The following is a 15,638-nucleotide window of genomic DNA, read 5'->3' on the forward strand; positions in this document are numbered from 1 at the left end:
GGGGGATGCATGGAGATGCATCCCCTGCCCACGGATCTCAGACCTCCGCAGAGACCGTGATGAGGATCAGGCCCGAGAGTCCCGTCACCGCCCGGATCGAGTCCGCGAACACCTCCGTCGTCCACGCGGCCACATCCGTGGACCACTCGCGCACGCCGCAGCGGAAGGCGAGCGCCCGGCGCATGTCCTCGGCCTGCACCTCCCCGGCGAGAGGGCGGGCGAGCCCCGGAGTCGCCGTGCCGGCGGGCTTGAAGACCTCCACCGTCATGTGCTGATACGTGCGTTCACGTGCCGCTTCGCGGATCTCGGCGGCCCGCGCGGCGAGGTTGGCCGACGGCAGGGCGGACACGGTGACCGTCAGCGAGGCCGCGCCGGACGGGTCGGCGAGGGCGAACCAGTCGGCCACTTCGGCGAGTTCGATCCGGGCGTCCCCGGCGCGGTGCAGCGGCACGAGGGCGTGTGTGCCGGTGAGGCGGACGGTGCCGACGCGGCGCAGCGCGTCCGAGAGGACCGTGATGACGGGCAGGATCGGGAGACGGCGGGCGCGCTGCTTCTTGCCCGGAGTGTTCACGGGCCGCGGAAGCGACGACTGCAGCCAGGCCAGCTGACGGACCTGGCCGTCCTGCGTCCAGTCGCCGTCCGCGTCGTGGTGGTCCCAGAGGTTGTCGGCGGGCTTGTCCGTGAGGGCGGTGGAGCTCCAGGCGTAGGCGGACGCCCGCTTCACGGCGAGGCTGAAGACGTCCTCGTCGAGGTCGAACTCGGCGCTCACCCGGTCGATCCAGGGATACCGGTCCAGTACCCCGTGCAGTCCCACGATGAGGGTGGCGCCCGGACCGGTATCGCTCATGGTCGTACTCCTGGATCAGGATCAAGCGGATGGAATGGCCGAACTAGAAAATCAGACGCCGCACTTGACCGTGACCGGCTTCGTGTAGGCCTTCTCCGGCGAGTCGGCAACGCCGATGAGGTCGACGTCGATCACGGTGCGCCACTGGTGCTTGCTGCTGTTCGCGCACTTCTTGTTTGGTGGCTGCCTTGCTGGCGAACCGAAGGCGATACCCCGGGCCCAAGTCGTGCGTTCAAGCGTTGAGGTCCAGGACGCGGACCGGTTCGCCATGCCACCGCTTCGGAGCGGTGGTGGCGACGATCGCTCCGTCGGGACGGTCGGCCGTGGGCTGAGCTGCGTAGTGACTGTGGGCCGCGGCCCACGTCTCCTGTCCCGCTATCGCCAGCGCGGCAGGCAGGTCCAGGTCCAGGACAGTGATGCCGGGCAGGGCGGCAAGGTGCTCGGCAGTGCCGGGCCGTGCGCGGTCGGCTTCGACGAGCGCGCACGTCGGCGCGTAGAGGTACCAGCCGGATTCGGCGTGGGCACGGTGGATGAGGCGGGAGGCGAGAACGTCGCCCTGGCCGGCCGCGGTCATCGCGGTGTCGTCCAGGACGATGTGCAGGGCGTCGCTCACCGGCCGGTCACCTGGGCCAGACGCCGGTCGAGCTCAGTGTCCAGGTCCTGCTGCTCCCCAGCGGTCGGGGCGTACCCGTTCCACTTCTTCAGCGCCGTGCGGGCCTTCTCGGCACGCTCCGCACGCTCAGCCGGGGTCAGTAGGGTCTCCGACAGCCGGGCCAGATAGGCACGTAGCGACAGGCCCTCGGCGGCCGCTATCGCGGCGAGCCGGTCCTTGGCCTCCACGGGAATACGGACATTGGCATCGGACATCGTCGCGCTCCTTTCCGAAGCACCAGGGGTACGGGTACGTACCCGTACCCTACCGCTCCGTCTCAGCCGAGCCGACCGCCCTTCAGGGTGGCTACGAACGCCGACCATGCAGCCGCCGGAAACAGCAGCACACCACCGGTCGGGGCCTCACTGTCACGGACCGGCACGGCACCGGGGAAGCCGTCGGAGACCTCGACGCAGTTGGCGTCGCCGCCGTTGCTGTAGCTGCTCTTGCGCCACACGGCGCCGACCAGATCAGGGATGGTGCTCATGGCGTGCTGCCCTCCAGTCGCCTCAGCGGAGCCGGTCAGCCCTCACACCACCTATGAAGTCCGACCAAACGGCGGCAGGGAAGAGCAGCACCGGGCCTTCTGGGTACTTACTGTCACGGACGGGGAGGGCGCCGGGGAAGCCGTCGGAGACCTCGACGCAGTTGTCCTCTCCTCCGTCGCTGTAGCTGCTCTTGCGCCATGCAACACCTGCCAGGTCGGGGTTCGTCTTCATGGCCTGCTGTCCTCCACCAACTGCCGGATGAATGTGGATGAGTCACACGGCGGCAGCGCCGCGTCCCGCAGGCGATCGTAGGACAGTCGGTATCGCTCGATTTCTGCTGGATCTTCGACCAACTCCCCTGATCTGTTGCCCTCCAGGTAGGCAACAGCGCTGCCGTCCGCCATCCAGAGCAGCGAGAGCGGCCCGCCGGTGAGACCCTGCACGCCGACAGACAGCGGAAGCACCTGGATCGTCATGGTCGGCGCTTTGGCTGCGTCCTCGATTCGGGCGAGCTGGTCATGCCAGACCGTGGAGTCAGGCGCCGGACGCCGCAGAACCGCCTCGTCGAGAATGATCCGGACACTGGGTGGAGGGGTGCGGCACAACAGTTCCTGCCTGGCGATGCGAGCGGCGACGTCGTCCTCAAGCTCGTCCGGACCTTTGCAGGTTGGAGACGACGACAGCACGAACCGGGCGAAGCCCTCGGTCTGCAGGAGACCAGGGACGACCACCGCGTACTTGTGAATGATCGTGGCCTTCGCCTCGTACTTCATGAACTCCCGGTACTTGTCCTTGAACGCATCCAGGCGCGCCAGCCTCCACAGCCGCACCAGCAGCCCGCCCGTGCCGTAGACCCGGTCCAGCGCCTCCATGACCGGCAGCTTCGAGAGACGTTCGCCGGTCTCCAGGCGGTGCAGGTAGGTGCGGTCGTAGTTGGTCTCCTCGGCGAGCTGGGCCAGTGATTTGCCCGACGCTTCCCTTAACCGGCGGAGTTCGCAGGCGAGGACCCAGCGGGCCGATCCCTCGTCCTCCTCGGAATTCTTTTCGACCATTCCCCGATCCCCTTGTTGTCCCGTTCCGACGGCAACGCCAACTCCCTTTTGGCGGTGCCCCGTTCTGACGACTCTAGGACCGTGAAAGGGCTTTCGCAGCCCAGTCAGGATCCGAACGGAGAAGAGGAAATATGGGAATGGCGGAACGCGGTCCGGCGGCCGGGAAGCTCAGGGACGCGGAGCAGGCGTGCGGCGAACTGCGGACGGCGCTGAAGGGCTCGGGGATCACCTTGCCGTCGCTGGCCGTGGACCCGGTCTCGCTGGCGGATCACTTTCCGCGGCCGCTGGTGGAGCTGGGGCGGTGCACCCCGGAGGTCGCGCGGCGGCTCGCGGAGGCAGTGCGGACGTCCGCCCCGTGAAGACGGAGGCGGGCGAATCCCCGAGTGCCCGCGAACCCGGCCGTGACGACGCGGACGGCCGCCGTGATGACGAGCCCGCGGAATCAGCACGACGCCGCGAAGAATTAGCGAAAAGAGTCCGCGAGGCCAATCACTTCAGTGTGCATTGGCCTCACTGAAAAGACGGCGGACCCAGTTCACGGCCTCGTCCGGGTCCGCCGCCACCGGCACGCCCTCCGGTAGCGGCGGGCGCCGTACGACCACCACGGGCACCCCGGCCTCCCGCGCCGCCGTCAGCTTGGCGGCGGTCGCGGCGGCGCCGCTGTCCTTGGTCACCAGGACGTCGATGCGGTGCTCCCGGAGGAGTTCCCGCTCGCCCTCCAGCGTGAAGGGGCCGCGGTCGAGCAGCACCTCCATACGGGGTGGGTGCGGCGGCTCGGGGGCGTCGACCGAGCGGACGAGGAACCAGAGGTCGGTGAGGTGGGCGAAGTGGGACAGGCCCATGCGGCCCGTGGTGAGGAAGACGCGGGTGCCGAGGGCCGGGAGGGCGGCGGCGGCCTCGTCCAGGGAGGTGACCCGGTGCCACGTGTCGCCGGGTCCCGGTACCCAGCCGGGCCGGCGGAGGGCGAGCAGGGGAACATGGGCGGTGGCGGCGGCCAGGGCCGCGTTGTGACTGATCGTGTCGGCGAAAGGATGGGTGGCGTCGATGAGCGCGTCCACCGCGTGCGCGCGCAGCCAGCGGGCGAGGCCCTCGGGGCCGCCGAACCCGCCGATGCGCACCTCCCCGTCGGGCAGCCGCGGCGCCGCGACCCGGCCGGCGAGCGAGGTCGTCACGCGCAACGACGGCTCCGGCGTCAGGGCGGCGGCCAGGCGGCGGGCTTCCGTCGTACCGCCGAGGATCAGTACGTGGCGTGGCGGTCGGGCTGCGTCGGGCATGGGATGTGGGTTCCTCCGTGGCTGAAGCGCAACCGCAGGGTACGGGGCATACGGGTACCGGGCATACGGGGCCGCAGGGTACGGGCAAGGCCGCGGGCGGGCGCAGCGCGCAGCTCGCGCACACCGGGCTGCGGCCGGGCTGGACGACCGGGGCCTGTGCGACGGCGGCGAGCACGGCCGCGTACACGGCGCTGCTGCGCGGCGAGTTCCCGGATCCGGTGACGATCACGCTGCCGAAGGGGCAGACGCCGTCCTTCGCGCTGGCGGTGGAGGAGCTCGCGCCGGGGGGCACGGCCGCCATGGCGGGGGTGGTGAAGGACGCGGGCGACGATCCTGACGTGACGCACGGGGCGCTCGTCCGGGCCACCGTGCGGGCGCTGCCGGCCGGGTCGGGGGTCGTGTTCAAGGCCGGGCCCGGGGTCGGGACCGTGACCCGGCCCGGGCTGCCGCTGGACGTGGGGGAACCGGCGGTCAATCCCGTACCGCGGCAGCTGATGCGGGAGCACCTGGCGCAGGTCGCGGCGCGGTACGGGGGCGGTGCGGGGGCGGCGGCCGACGTCGAGGTGGAGATCTCCGTCGATCACGGGGAGGAGATCGCCCGGAGCACCTGGAATCCGCGGCTGGGCATTCTGGGCGGGCTGTCGATCCTGGGGACCACCGGGATCGTGGTGCCGTACTCCTGCTCGGCCTGGATCGATTCCATCCGGCGGGGCGTGGACGTGGCGCGGGCGGCGGGGCGGCGTCATGTGGCCGGGTGTACGGGGTCGACGTCGGAGAAGGTCGCCGTCGCCCTGCACCACCTGCCCGAGGACGCGCTGCTGGACATGGGGGACTTCGCGGGGGCGGTGCTGAAGTACATCCGGCGCCATCCCGTGGAGCGGCTGACCATCTGCGGCGGTTTCGCCAAGCTGTCCAAGCTGGCGGCCGGGCATCTGGACCTGCACTCCGCGCGGTCCCAGGTCGACAAGGGGTTCCTTGCGGAACTCGCCCGACGGGGTGGGGCGGACGAGGCGCTGGCCCGGGCGGTGGCCGAGGCCAACACGGGCCTGGCGGCGCTGCAGTTGTGTGCCGCGGCGGGCGTCCCGCTGGGGGATCTGGTGGCGGCGACGGCGCGGGACGAGTCGCTGGCCGTGCTGCGGGGGGCGCCCGTCGCGGTCGATGTCATCTGTATCGACCGGGCGGGCATGGTGGTGGGGCGGGCGGAGCCGCGGGGGCCGGGGGACGCCCGTCAGGGAGGCCCGCTCCGGTGACGGGCTCCCCCACCTCCACACCTGTCAGGTACGCAGCCCGTACCGATTGGCCACGCAGTCGTTGCCGCGGCCGGTGATCCTGCCCAGCGCCGTGCCGAGGGCACAGGTGGTCAACTGCAGCGGGTTGTCGCGGAACCGCCCGGTGCGGTCGAAGCCGGCTTGCCGGCGGTCGTAGCGGCCTTCCGGACGGTTGTTCACCCGGAGCGGCCGGTCGTTCATCCCAGCCGGGCTGTCGTGCATCCACGGCGAGCTGTCGTGCGTCTGTGCCGGGGTGTCCGTCGCCTGCGTGGTGTGGTCCCTGCCGTCGGCCCCGGCGACATTGCCGCCGAAGAGCGTCAGCAGGACGGCGGCGCCGACCGCACCGGCGGCCAGTCTGGTACGCATCGTGGCGCACTCCTTTGCTCGGCCCCCCTTGGGTGTCGCAGCTTCCTTACCGGCCCCCGGGAGCCGAGTAACGGACATTCACCCCGATGCGGTCGTATGGTCAGCCGGACGGGCCCGGGTCCGGGTCTACGGGCAGGCCGCGGGACGCCCGTAGCGGAACTGCCGCCTTCGGCGCGGAACCTTCGCCCAAAGACCGAGGACCGAAGGCCAAAGGCCAAAGACCAAAGACCGAAAACGCGATCGCGACCCTGACCGGCGACCGAAGACACCACCGCAACCGCAACCGCGCGGGACGTTATGCACTTCCGGCGACCTCAAGGAAGTTTCAGGGTTCGGCGTAAATCCATGACCCGTGTCACAGCCCGCATCACAATCCGCGTGACAACCCGCGTTACGCGGAAAATGCAGACATCTCACGCCATCCCGCTTGATGGAGACTCCGTGAACCCCATCTGTGGATTCATCCGAGTAACCCGAGAAAGCCCGAGCAACCCGAGAAGCCCGAGAAGCCCGAGAAGCCCGATGCTCCCGAAGGGGCATGACAGGTCTTTCCATGACCGTTGTCCCGCAGCTACCACGCAAGGGAACCGCCCGTAAGAATCGGGCAAAGCTGCACGTCAACGTGGTTGTGTCGCCGTATTTCACGCCGATGAAAAATCGGACGGCCAGTTGCCGCGAAACCCCTCGCCGTGATTGCATTTCTGACCACACGGACGCCATCATGAGCGTCACTTTTCCGGTTTTCGGTGCCAGGCGACCGTGTTGCAGGCCGGATTGCGCAGCAACAATTCTGCCTGCACTGATTCAGAATCCACAGCATTGACGAAAAGGGCACACCATGCGCAACGGCTTCACTCCTGACGCCACGGAGATTTCCGACAGCGAGCTCGAGAACATTGCCGGTGGTGTCGTCGGCGCCGGCGCCAACGCCGGTGCCGACATCGCCGGGCACGGCGCCTCCGTGAACGTCGGCGGCTTCCTCGGCGCCGGCGCGTCGATCTCCCCCGAAGGGGCCTCTGCGCAGCTCTCCGGCTCCGTGCTGGGCTCGGTGCACACCACCAGCGTCTGAGACCGGCACGTCACGCATCAGCAGGACGCACCGGAACCCCGGGACCCTCCGTCCCGGGGTTCCGGTGCGTCTGCGTCTTCCCGTCTTCCCCTCTTCCCGCCTTCCCCTCTTCCCGCCTTCCCGGACTCAGGGAGTGCCGGCAGGAGCGCCACCGGCGGAGCCCTGTGCACCGCCCCCGGCGGCACCGCGCCCATCGGCACCGCGCCCACCGGCATCGCACCCACCGTGCGGCCGCTCACGGTCCGCCGAGTAGAGATGGCTGTCGCGGAACTGCTCGGCGCCCAGGGTGCGGCCGACCATGATGACGGCCGTACGGACCACGCCCGCGGCCTTCACCTGGCCGGCGATGTCGGCGAGGGTGCCGCGCAGGACCAGTTCGTCGGGGCGGGAGGCCATGGCGACGACGGCGGCCGGGCAGTCGGCGCCGTAGTGCGGGAGGAGCTCGTCGACGACCCGGTCGACGTACATCGCGGCCAGGTGGAGGACCAACAGCGCACCGCTGCGGCCGAGGGTGGCGAGGTCCTCGCCCTCGGGCATGGGGGTGGCGCGCTGGGCGACGCGGGTGAGGATGACGGTCTGGCCGACGGTGGGGACGGTCAGCTCGCGCCCCAGGGCGGCGGCGGCCGCGGCGAACGCGGGCACGCCCGGCACCACGTCGTACGGCACTCCGGCCGCGTCCAGCCTGCGCATCTGCTCGGCGACCGCGCTGAAGACGGACGGGTCGCCGGAGTGCAGCCGGGCGACGTCGTGGCCCTCTTCGTGGGCGCGGACCATCTCGGCGGTGATGGTGTCGAGGTCCAGCTGAGCGGTGTCGATGAGCCGGGCGCCGGGCGGGCACTCGGCGAGCAGCTCGCGCGGCACCAGGCTGCCCGCGTAGAGGCAGACCCCGCAGGAGGCGAGCGTACGGGCGCCGCGCACGGTGATCAGGTCGGCGGCGCCGGGACCCGCGCCGATGAAGTGGACGGTCATGGTTGCTCGGTCTCCTGGGGGCGGGAGGACGGGGACGGGGAGATGGCCGGCGCCTTCACGGCCGACCACTGGGTGACCGGCATCGCCTGCCGCCAGCCCGTGAAGCCGCCGACCGGCACCGCATGGGAGACCGCGAGCCGGACCAGTTCGCCGCCGTGCTGCCGGTGGCAGTCGGCGAGCAGCGCCTCGGACTCCAGCGTCACGGTGTTCGCGACGATCCGGCCGCCCGCGGGCAGCGCCTCCCAGCACGCGGCCAGCAGGCCGGGGGCGGTCAGCCCGCCGCCGATGAACACCGCGTCGGGCGTCGGCAGTCCGTCCAGCGCGGCGGGCGCGGAACCGTGGACGACACGCAGTGCCGGTACGCCGAGCGAGCGGGCGTTGCGGCCGATGCGCTCGGCCCGTACGGCGTCCCGCTCGACGCCGATGGCGCGGCAGGTGCGGTGCGCCCGCAGCCACTCGATGGCGATGGAGCCGGAGCCGCCGCCGATGTCCCACAGGAGTTCGCCGGGGGCGGGCGCCAGCGCGGCGAGGGTGGCGGCACGGACGTGGCGCTTGGTGAGCTGGCCGTCGTGTTCGTAGGCGGCGTCGGGGAGGCCGGGGACGGTGGACAGCGGCGGGGTGCCGGGCGCGCGGCGGCAGTCGAGGGCGATGACGTTGAGGGGGTCGGCGGGCGGGGCGTCCCAGCCGTCGGCGGTGCCCTCGGCCGTCCGTTCGCGCGAGCCGCCGAGTTGCTCCAGTACCCGCATACGGGTCGGGCCGAAGCCGTGGGCGCGCAGCAGGGCGGCGACCTCCGCGGGGGTACCGGCACCGGCGGACAGCACCAGCAGGCGGTGGCCGTCGTACAGCGCGCGGGCCAGATTCTCGGTGGGCCGACCGACGAGCGTGATGACCTCGGTGTCCTCCAGCGGCCAGCCGAGGCGGGCGCAGGCGTAGGAGACGGAGGAGGGGTGGGGGAAGATCCGGAGCTGGGACAGCCGGGGTAGCCGAGGCGGTTGGGGCAGCCGGGGCGGCTGGGGCGGCTGGGGCTTTGGCGAGGCCGCCGTGGCCGCTTCCCCTTCCGCTCCCCCTCTCCCTTCCGCTGCCGATTCCCGTTCCGATTCCCCTTCCGCTGCCGCTGCCCCTTCCGTTGCACCTTCCGCTGCCGCTGCCCCTTCCGCCAGCACCTCGGTCAGGGTCCGGCCGATCCCGTAGAACATCGGATCGCCGCTGGCCAGCACGCACACCCGGCGGCCGGCGTGCGCGGCGAGCAGTCCGGGGACGGCGGGGCGCAGGGGGGAGGGCCACGGGATGCGCTCACCGGCGCACTCGTCGGGCAGCAACGCGAGCTGGCGGGGGCCGCCGATCAGCACCTCGGCCCTCTGCAGGGCCTGCCGGGAGGCGACGGGCAGTCCGTCCCAGCCATCGGCCCCGATGCCCACGACGGACACGGGTTCAGGAGCGGCCGGGGCGGGTGGTGCGGGGCTCACTGCCGAGTACCTCAGAGGTCGGGAGGGGCCGGAGCCGAGGAACCCGTCGAAAGACGACGGGGTACCGGTCCGGGGGACGGGAGCCGAACTTTACTGACCGGTCGCCTCGCGCGGTCCCGCTGCCCCCCGTCAACCCGTCCGGCGGTCCCGCTGCCGCCGGTCAACCCGCGCGGCGGCCCCGTTCCCTCACGCCAGCACCACGAGCAGGAACTGCCACGCGAACAGGAACGCCGCGCAGAAGCCCACTCCCGCCGGCAGCCACTGCCAGATGCCGCTCGGGGAGTCGAAGCAGACCAGGTAGCCGAGCACGGCGACCACGCCGGTCAGGGCACCCAGCCAGAAGGGGAGACCGTCGTGGTGCCCGTACAGGATCGCGACGGCGGCCAGCAGGCCGAGCACCGCCAGGATCTGGCCCTTGCCGGGTGCGGGCCGCACGGTCTCGCCCGTAGCGCTCATAGCGCCGGATGCTACCCGGGCACGGGGGCCTCGGCGGCTTCCCACGCCAGCCGGGAGCGGACATCCGCATTCCGTTTCCGCCCTCGCCTCCCTTCCCATCCACACCGCTCTGACCAGGCACGATAGGCCGTTCGACGGTAATGACAACGGTCACCGATGCAGCCTTTGGATCTTTTGCTGAAGTGCGGTTTGCTTCGCAGCAGGAGCCAGGAAGGAGCGCGCCCATGACCGAGCACGCCCACAGCCACGGGCACAGCCACAGCCACAGCCACGGGGTCGCACCGGACGCCGACCGGCGCTGGCTGCGCAGTGCGCTCCTGCTGCTCACCGCGTACATGGCGGTCGAGGTCGTCATCGGTGTCCTCGCGCAGTCCCTGGCGCTGATCTCGGACGCCGCCCATATGCTCACCGACGCGGTCTCGATCGTGCTGGCCCTGGTCGCGATGCGGCTCGCGGCGCGGCCCGCGCGCGGTGGGTACACCTACGGGCTCAAGCGCGCCGAGATTCTCTCCGCACAGGCAAACGGCATCACCTTGCTGCTGCTGTCGGTCTGGCTGGCGTACGAGGCGGTCCAGCGGCTGATCTCGCCGCCCGCGGTGACCGGCGGGCTGGTGCTGGTCACCGCGCTGTCCGGCATCGTGGTGAATCTGATCTGCACCTGGCTGCTGTCCCGGGCCAACCGCTCCAGCCTGAACGTCGAGGGCGCCTACCAGCACATCCTCACCGACCTGTTCGGCTTCGTCGCCACCGCTCTCGCCGGTCTGATCGTGCTGACGACGGGCTTCGAGCGGGCGGATGCGATCGCCTCCCTCGTGGTCGTCGCGCTGATGCTGCGGGCCGGTACGGGGCTGGTGCGTGAATCCGGACGGATCTTCATGGAGGCTGCACCGGCCGGTGTCGACCCGGACGCGCTGGGCGAGCGTCTGGTCGCCACGGACGAGGTCGTGGAGGTGCACGATCTGCACATCTGGCAGATCACCTCCGGGCAGCCGGCGCTCTCGGCGCACATCCTGGTGGCGCCGGGCGGCGACTGCCACAAGGTCCGCCGCAGTCTGCAGGAGCTGCTGAGCGGCGAGTACGGCATCAGCCACGCCACCCTCCAGGTCGACCACGTCGGCGAACAGGGCTCGCCCGATGACGTACTGACGCTGGGCCCGCGGCCCGATTCCGGCTCCGGCTCCGGCTCCGGCTCCGGCTCGGAGGAACAGGCCGGCCATTGCGAGGACTCCCATGGTCCGGTGCACCGGTCGGGGCCGCACCGGCGCTGAGCCACGGCCACCGCCCCTCACTCGGGTGAACCCGGCCCGGGAGGAGGCTGCCTGCCGCCGGTGACGGGGGCCGCGGTGCTCGGATGACGACATGAGAACCGCCGTTGTCTGGGCGCTGCTGTGCGCCGCCACGCTCCCCGGACCGTCCGCCGCCGCGTACGCCCCGCAGGCACCGCCCATCGGTGCGTATACCCCGCAGGCGCCGACCATCGGCGCCGATGTCCTGCAGGCACTGCCCGCCGCCGGGTACGCCCCGCAGGCACCGCCCGCCGCCGGGTACGCCCCGCACGCCGGGTACGCCCCGGCACCGCCCGCCGTCTCGGTCACGGTGGCGGTGACCGACGGCCGGGACGACGCCGAGGCCGGCAAGCGGCTCGACTACCGCATCACCGTGCACAACCTGGGCCCCACCGCCGTCCACGGGGCCCGCATCGAGCAGGAGATGCCGGCCACCACGACCTCCGCCACCGCGCCCGGCGCCACCGTCGAAGGGCACGGCGTGGGCCGGCAGAAGGCGGTCTGGCGCTCCGATCTGCCCGCACACGACATCCAGGTGTTCACCGCCTCGGCCGTGCTCGGCGACCGCACCGAACGCACCGACCGCACCGGCAGCGCCGCCCCCGGCACCCTGCGTGCCGCCGCCACGGTCTGTGTCTACGTGGATGAGTCCTTCGCCCCCACGGCCTGCTCCGGCGACCTGGACGACCTGCCGGAGACACAGGCGGACGCCGGGGCCGGCGGCGGCTGGGGATGGTGGGCGGCGGCTGCCGCGGCCGCCGCGCTGTTCGGGCCGGGAGTGGTGCGGGCGGTACGGCGGCGGCGCGGCACCGCGCCACGCTGAGCCCACGGTCCGCCCGCCGGGTCGCCAGGAGGCCGGGCCAGGGCAGCGCCCCGGTCACCCGGGGCCGGGCCGGGGCCGTCCGCCGGGTCACCCGTTGGCACCGGCCCCGCTCGCGGACGGCGGGGGTTCGCACTTGCCTGGGAGCAGGCCGTAGGGCGCCTGGTGGGGGACTTCCGGGCCCGGTCGGCCACGGACGCGCCGTTGTCCGCCCGCCGGGCAGGAAGGACCAGACGCGATGTCGGTGAACGCTCCCATATGCCCGGGCGGGCGGTTGACGGAGCGGGAGCGGTCGCCGTGGCGGCGCGGGCGGGCGGCGGCCGGTGGGGTGCTGCTGCTGATGGGGGTGTTGCTGCTGCCGCTGAGTCTGGCGGCGACCTGGGCGCGGGCCGAGCTGACCGAGACCGACAGCTATGTGGCGGCGGTGGCGCCGCTGGCCGGGAACTCCGCCGTTCAGGACGCGGTCGTCGACGATGTGACGGACGGGGTGATGGCACATGTCCGGCTCGACGGGCTGCTGAACGCCGTACCGCGCGCCGAGCGTCCCGCGCTGCGGAAGCACTTCACCCGCGGTCTGCGCCAGTTCGTGGACAAGCAGGTACGGCAGGTCGTCACCGGGCGCGGCTTTCCCGCGGTGTGGAGCGGGGTGCACCGGACCGCCCACCGGAGCCTGGACGGCAGCCTGACCGCGTCCGGCCGCTCCGCGGTCACCCTTGATCTCACACCGGTCGTGGAGCGGGTCAAGCAGCAGCTGTCGCACAACGGCATGGGGCTCGACATCCTCCGCCGGGTGCCGCGGGCCGGGGTGGAGATCGTGCTGTTGAAGGCACCGGACGTGCCGCGGATCCGGGCCGTTTACCAGGTCGTGCACACCGGGGCGCTGCTGCTGCCGCCCGCCGCGGCGCTGTGCCTGACCGGCGGGCTGCTGCTGGCGCGGCACCGGCGGCGGGCACTGATCTGTACGGGACTGGGGTGCGCGGCGGCCACCGCCCTGCTGGCCGCCGCGCTCGCGCTGGTCCGCAGCCGGGCTCTGGACGCGCTGCCCGCCGTGATCTCCCGGCCCGCCGCGGGTGCGTACGCCGATGCGCTCACCGGCCCCTTGCTCACCGGCGTCTGGCTGGTCGTCGGCACCGGCACCCTGACCGCGGGGCTGGCCGCGGCGGGACCGCCGGCGGCCCGGACGCTGCGGGCGCGCCGGACCGCCCGCGCCACCGCCGGACCCTGAGCTCCGCCCGGATCGCCAGGACCGTCCTGCCCCGGACCCGCGCTCAGATCGCCAGGACCGTCTTGCCCTGTGCCCGGCCGCTGCGGCTGGCTTCCAAGGCCTCCGGCGCCTCCTCCAACGAGACTTCGCGTCCCACGAGGACCGTCAGACGGCCCGCGTCGACCTGACCGGCGAGGATCTCCAGCAGTTGCTGGGAAGGGCGGTTGACGAAGTTGAAGCCGCGCAGGTTGTTGTCGGTCAGCTCGTCGGCGTCGGCCGAGCCGATGAGCGAGACGGCCGTGCCCCCGTCGCGTACGGTCCGGGTCAGCTCGCCGAACTCGGCGGGGCCGCCGATCATGTCGATCAGCACGTCGACGCCGTCCGGATGGGCCGCAAGGATCTGGTCGGCGAGCGGGCCCGCGGCGTGGTCGACGGTCTCCGCGGCGCCCAGCGTCCGCATCAGCTCCGCCTTGACCGGGCGCGCGGTGGCGATCACCTCGGCGCCGCGGCCGGCTGCGAGCTGGGTGACGAAGGTGCCGACCCCGCCGGTCGCGCCGACGATCAGCACCCGTGTGCCCTCGGTGACCCGGGTCTCCTCGACCAGGTTGTATGCGGTCATGCCCGCCGTCGGCAGCGCCGCGGACGTGGCGTAGGTGACGCTCCGGGCGGCGTGCGCGAGCCGGCTCTCGTCGGCAACGGCGAGCTCGCAGTAGGAACCGCCGCCCTGCTCCGGCCGCTGGAACTGGCCGAACACCGCGTCGCCGACGGTGAATCGCCGTACGCCGTTCCCGATCGCGAGTACCTCGCCCGCCCCGTCCGACCCCATGACGAGGGGGAAGGCCGCCGGCACGGCATCGCCGAACATGCCATCGGCGATCTTCCAGTCGACGGGGTTGAGTCCGGCGGCGGACAGCCGCACCAGAACCTCACCGGGCCCTGGTTCGGGCTGTGGCAGATCCATGAGCTGCGGCTTTTCACCGAATGCGCTGACTGCTACGGCTCTCATCGTGGCGTTCCCTTCCACCCTTCCGAACGGTGGCCGAAGGGGATCGTAAGCACGCCGGTGGGGCCGGACGCGGCAGGAGGAGAGGCGGTGCGGCGGAAGCAACTCGTACGGCCCCGCGGACCGGGGCCGTACGGCCCTCCGTTCGGCGAAACGCGGCCTTACGAGCCCCCGGCCCGGCCCGTACCTCCCCGGGGCCGGCGGCCACCCGATTGCCCGCGTGACGGGTCCGTTCGCACGCCGCGGGATTCAATGACGCAATGATCCGGTTCGAGTCCGTCACCAAGCGCTACCCCGACGGGACCACCGCTGTCGACGGCCTCTCCTTCGAGGTCGGCGAGGGGGAGCTGGTGACGCTGGTCGGACCGTCCGGCTGCGGCAAGACGACGACCATGATGATGGTCAACCGGCTGATCGACCCCACCCACGGCAAGATCTATGTCGACGGCTCGGACGTCGCCGGTGTCGACCCGGTCGAACTGCGCCGCCGGATCGGCTATGTCATCCAGCAGACCGGTCTCTTCCCCCATCGCACCGTCCTCGACAACACCGCCACCGTGCCGTTTCTGACCGGCTGGAAGAAGGCCAGGGCACGCGAGCGGGCCGCCGAACTCCTGGACCTGGTCGGCCTGGACCCGGCGGTCTACGGTTCGCGCTACCCCGACCAGCTCTCCGGTGGCCAGCGTCAGCGGGTCGGGGTGGCCCGTGCGCTCGCCGCCGACCCACCGGTGCTGTTGATGGACGAGCCCTTCGGTGCGGTCGACCCGGTCGTCCGCGACCGGCTGCAGACGGAGTTCCTGCGGCTACAGGCCACCCTGCACAAGACGGTGCTGCTGGTCACCCATGACATCGAGGAGGCCATCCGGCTCGGCGACCGGATCGCGGTCTACGGGGAGGGCCGGATCGAGCAGTACGACACCCCCGCGAGCGTCCTCGGCGCCCCCGCCACCCCCTATGTCGCCGAATTCGTGGGCACCGACCGGGCGTTGAAGCAGCTCTCGGTCACCGGGATCGACCGCGGCGACCTCGAACGCCCTCCGCTCGTACGGCTCGGCGAACCCGCCGCGGACGCCGGACGACGGCTGCGGGCCGAGGGCGCCCGCTGGGCGGTGGTGCTTGACGAGGAGGGGGCACTGCACGGCTGGGCGGGCACGGAGGAACTCACCGGAGTGGCGGGCACGGTCGCCGGTCACGCCCGCCGGATGGAGGCCTGGGTGCCGGTGACCGGCACCCTCAAGGCCGCCTTCAGCGAGATGCTCAAACACGACGCCGGCTGGACCGCCGTCCTGGACGGCCACCGCTTCCTGGGCGTCCTCACTCCGACCAAGCTCCATGAGGCACTGCGCCGCACCATCGACTCCGACGAGCGAGGGGTGCCGCGCGAGCGGGCCGAGGTGGATTCCGTTCCCACGGAGTGA

19 protein-coding genes are annotated in these 15,638 nt (G+C 72.0%); 7 read left to right on the plus strand and 12 right to left on the minus strand.

All coding sequences use genetic code 11. The features are described 5' to 3' along the window. Positions 1–37 precede the first annotated feature (37 nt). The 6 genes from ACF088_RS29450 to ACF088_RS29475 form a co-directional block, all read right to left on the minus strand. Positions 38–847 carry a hypothetical protein gene (locus tag ACF088_RS29450; RefSeq protein WP_392378896.1) on the minus strand — a complete coding sequence of 270 codons (810 nt, stop codon included), beginning with the start codon at positions 845–847 and terminating at the stop codon, positions 38–40. Between the two features lie 232 nt (positions 848–1,079). Continuing rightward, positions 1,080–1,460 (minus strand): hypothetical protein, encoded by a 381-nt coding sequence (locus ACF088_RS29455; protein WP_392378897.1) that lies wholly within the window; start codon positions 1,458–1,460, stop codon positions 1,080–1,082. Continuing rightward, on the minus strand, positions 1,457–1,714 hold the full coding sequence (locus ACF088_RS29460) for a hypothetical protein (protein WP_392378898.1): 258 nt from the start codon (positions 1,712–1,714) through the stop codon (positions 1,457–1,459). The genes ACF088_RS29455 and ACF088_RS29460 overlap by 4 nt, the downstream gene beginning before the upstream one ends. Positions 1,715–1,776: 62 nt before the next feature. Continuing rightward, positions 1,777–1,986, minus strand: a complete 210-nt coding sequence (locus ACF088_RS29465) for a DUF397 domain-containing protein (RefSeq protein WP_392378899.1) — start codon at positions 1,984–1,986, stop codon at positions 1,777–1,779. Between the two features lie 22 nt (positions 1,987–2,008). Further along, a complete protein-coding gene (locus ACF088_RS29470; RefSeq protein ID WP_392378900.1) occupies positions 2,009–2,218 on the minus strand; it encodes a DUF397 domain-containing protein in 210 nt (69 codons plus the stop codon). After that, entirely contained in the window at positions 2,215–3,039 is an 825-nt protein-coding gene (locus ACF088_RS29475; RefSeq protein WP_392378901.1) for a helix-turn-helix domain-containing protein, read from the minus strand. Before ACF088_RS29475 ends, ACF088_RS29470 begins: the two co-directional genes overlap by 4 nt. Before the next feature lie 131 nt (positions 3,040–3,170). Here ACF088_RS29475 and ACF088_RS29480 point away from each other — a divergent pair, with 131 nt between their 5' ends. Beyond that, positions 3,171–3,398: a hypothetical protein gene (locus ACF088_RS29480; RefSeq protein WP_392378902.1), complete on the plus strand. Its 228-nt coding sequence runs from the start codon at positions 3,171–3,173 to the stop codon at positions 3,396–3,398. Between the two features lie 135 nt (positions 3,399–3,533). Here ACF088_RS29480 and ACF088_RS29485 read toward each other — a convergent pair whose 3' ends face one another. Next, the gene (locus tag ACF088_RS29485) at positions 3,534–4,313 is read right to left on the minus strand and encodes a cobalt-precorrin-6A reductase (RefSeq protein WP_392378903.1); all 780 of its coding nucleotides are present in this window, start codon (positions 4,311–4,313) and stop codon (positions 3,534–3,536) included. A gap of 17 nt (positions 4,314–4,330) precedes the next feature. Here ACF088_RS29485 and ACF088_RS29490 point away from each other — a divergent pair, with 17 nt between their 5' ends. Then, the gene (locus tag ACF088_RS29490) at positions 4,331–5,563 is read left to right on the plus strand and encodes a cobalt-precorrin-5B (C(1))-methyltransferase (RefSeq protein WP_392378904.1); all 1,233 of its coding nucleotides are present in this window, start codon (positions 4,331–4,333) and stop codon (positions 5,561–5,563) included. A gap of 24 nt (positions 5,564–5,587) precedes the next feature. Here the strand turns inward: ACF088_RS29490 and ACF088_RS29495 are convergent, their stop codons facing one another. After that, complete coding sequence (locus tag ACF088_RS29495) at positions 5,588–5,947, minus strand: hypothetical protein (protein WP_392378905.1); 360 nt, start codon at positions 5,945–5,947, stop codon at positions 5,588–5,590. Positions 5,948–6,785: 838 nt separating this feature from the next. Between ACF088_RS29495 and ACF088_RS29500 the strand changes: the two genes are divergently transcribed. Continuing rightward, the gene (locus tag ACF088_RS29500; protein WP_392378906.1) at positions 6,786–7,016 is read left to right on the plus strand and encodes a hypothetical protein; all 231 of its coding nucleotides are present in this window, start codon (positions 6,786–6,788) and stop codon (positions 7,014–7,016) included. Between the two features lie 126 nt (positions 7,017–7,142). Here ACF088_RS29500 and cobM read toward each other — a convergent pair whose 3' ends face one another. From cobM to ACF088_RS29515, 3 genes are all read right to left on the minus strand, one after another. Continuing rightward, positions 7,143–7,985: a precorrin-4 C(11)-methyltransferase gene (cobM, locus tag ACF088_RS29505; RefSeq protein WP_392378907.1), complete on the minus strand. Its 843-nt coding sequence runs from the start codon at positions 7,983–7,985 to the stop codon at positions 7,143–7,145. Then, positions 7,982–9,451 (minus strand): precorrin-6Y C5,15-methyltransferase (decarboxylating) subunit CbiT, encoded by a 1,470-nt coding sequence (cbiT, locus tag ACF088_RS29510; RefSeq protein WP_392378908.1) that lies wholly within the window; start codon positions 9,449–9,451, stop codon positions 7,982–7,984. The genes cobM and cbiT overlap by 4 nt, the downstream gene beginning before the upstream one ends. A 186-nt stretch (positions 9,452–9,637) precedes the next feature. Next, on the minus strand, positions 9,638–9,907 hold the full coding sequence (locus ACF088_RS29515) for a hypothetical protein (protein WP_392378909.1): 270 nt from the start codon (positions 9,905–9,907) through the stop codon (positions 9,638–9,640). 224 nt (positions 9,908–10,131) lie between these two features. On the opposite strand from ACF088_RS29515, the gene ACF088_RS29520 reads away from it, so the two are divergent. From ACF088_RS29520 to ACF088_RS29530, 3 genes are all read left to right on the plus strand, one after another. Beyond that, positions 10,132–11,175 carry a cation diffusion facilitator family transporter gene (locus tag ACF088_RS29520; protein ID WP_392378910.1) on the plus strand — a complete coding sequence of 348 codons (1,044 nt, stop codon included), beginning with the start codon at positions 10,132–10,134 and terminating at the stop codon, positions 11,173–11,175. A gap of 91 nt (positions 11,176–11,266) precedes the next feature. Next, a complete protein-coding gene (locus ACF088_RS29525) occupies positions 11,267–12,016 on the plus strand; it encodes a hypothetical protein (protein ID WP_392378911.1) in 750 nt (249 codons plus the stop codon). Positions 12,017–12,251: 235 nt separating this feature from the next. Next, entirely contained in the window at positions 12,252–13,238 is a 987-nt protein-coding gene (locus tag ACF088_RS29530) for a hypothetical protein (RefSeq protein WP_392378912.1), read from the plus strand. 43 nt (positions 13,239–13,281) lie between these two features. Here ACF088_RS29530 and ACF088_RS29535 read toward each other — a convergent pair whose 3' ends face one another. Beyond that, on the minus strand, positions 13,282–14,223 hold the full coding sequence (locus ACF088_RS29535; RefSeq protein WP_392378913.1) for an NADP-dependent oxidoreductase: 942 nt from the start codon (positions 14,221–14,223) through the stop codon (positions 13,282–13,284). Between the two features lie 257 nt (positions 14,224–14,480). On the opposite strand from ACF088_RS29535, the gene ACF088_RS29540 reads away from it, so the two are divergent. After that, complete coding sequence (locus ACF088_RS29540; protein WP_392378914.1) at positions 14,481–15,638, plus strand: ABC transporter ATP-binding protein; 1,158 nt, start codon at positions 14,481–14,483, stop codon at positions 15,636–15,638.

Source organism: Streptomyces sp. NPDC015125 (assembly GCF_043080045.1).
Classification (GTDB): Bacteria; Actinomycetota; Actinomycetes; order Streptomycetales; family Streptomycetaceae; genus Streptomyces.

Coding starts and splice junctions, on each gene's coding strand:
- ACF088_RS29450 (WP_392378896.1), bottom strand. CDS start 847: ATGAGCGATACCGGTCCGGGCGCCACCCTCATCGTGGGACTGCACGGG.
- ACF088_RS29460 (WP_392378898.1), bottom strand. CDS start 1,714: ATGTCCGATGCCAATGTCCGTATTCCCGTGGAGGCCAAGGACCGGCTC.
- ACF088_RS29465 (WP_392378899.1), bottom strand. CDS start 1,986: ATGAGCACCATCCCTGATCTGGTCGGCGCCGTGTGGCGCAAGAGCAGC.
- ACF088_RS29470 (WP_392378900.1), bottom strand. CDS start 2,218: ATGAAGACGAACCCCGACCTGGCAGGTGTTGCATGGCGCAAGAGCAGC.
- ACF088_RS29475 (WP_392378901.1), bottom strand. CDS start 3,039: ATGGTCGAAAAGAATTCCGAGGAGGACGAGGGATCGGCCCGCTGGGTC.
- ACF088_RS29480 (WP_392378902.1), top strand. CDS start 3,171: ATGGGAATGGCGGAACGCGGTCCGGCGGCCGGGAAGCTCAGGGACGCG.
- ACF088_RS29485 (WP_392378903.1), bottom strand. CDS start 4,313: ATGCCCGACGCAGCCCGACCGCCACGCCACGTACTGATCCTCGGCGGT.
- ACF088_RS29495 (WP_392378905.1), bottom strand. CDS start 5,947: ATGCGTACCAGACTGGCCGCCGGTGCGGTCGGCGCCGCCGTCCTGCTG.
- ACF088_RS29500 (WP_392378906.1), top strand. CDS start 6,786: ATGCGCAACGGCTTCACTCCTGACGCCACGGAGATTTCCGACAGCGAG.
- cobM (WP_392378907.1), bottom strand. CDS start 7,985: ATGACCGTCCACTTCATCGGCGCGGGTCCCGGCGCCGCCGACCTGATC.
- ACF088_RS29515 (WP_392378909.1), bottom strand. CDS start 9,907: ATGAGCGCTACGGGCGAGACCGTGCGGCCCGCACCCGGCAAGGGCCAG.
- ACF088_RS29520 (WP_392378910.1), top strand. CDS start 10,132: ATGACCGAGCACGCCCACAGCCACGGGCACAGCCACAGCCACAGCCAC.
- ACF088_RS29525 (WP_392378911.1), top strand. CDS start 11,267: ATGAGAACCGCCGTTGTCTGGGCGCTGCTGTGCGCCGCCACGCTCCCC.
- ACF088_RS29530 (WP_392378912.1), top strand. CDS start 12,252: ATGTCGGTGAACGCTCCCATATGCCCGGGCGGGCGGTTGACGGAGCGG.
- ACF088_RS29535 (WP_392378913.1), bottom strand. CDS start 14,223: ATGAGAGCCGTAGCAGTCAGCGCATTCGGTGAAAAGCCGCAGCTCATG.
- ACF088_RS29540 (WP_392378914.1), top strand. CDS start 14,481: ATGATCCGGTTCGAGTCCGTCACCAAGCGCTACCCCGACGGGACCACC.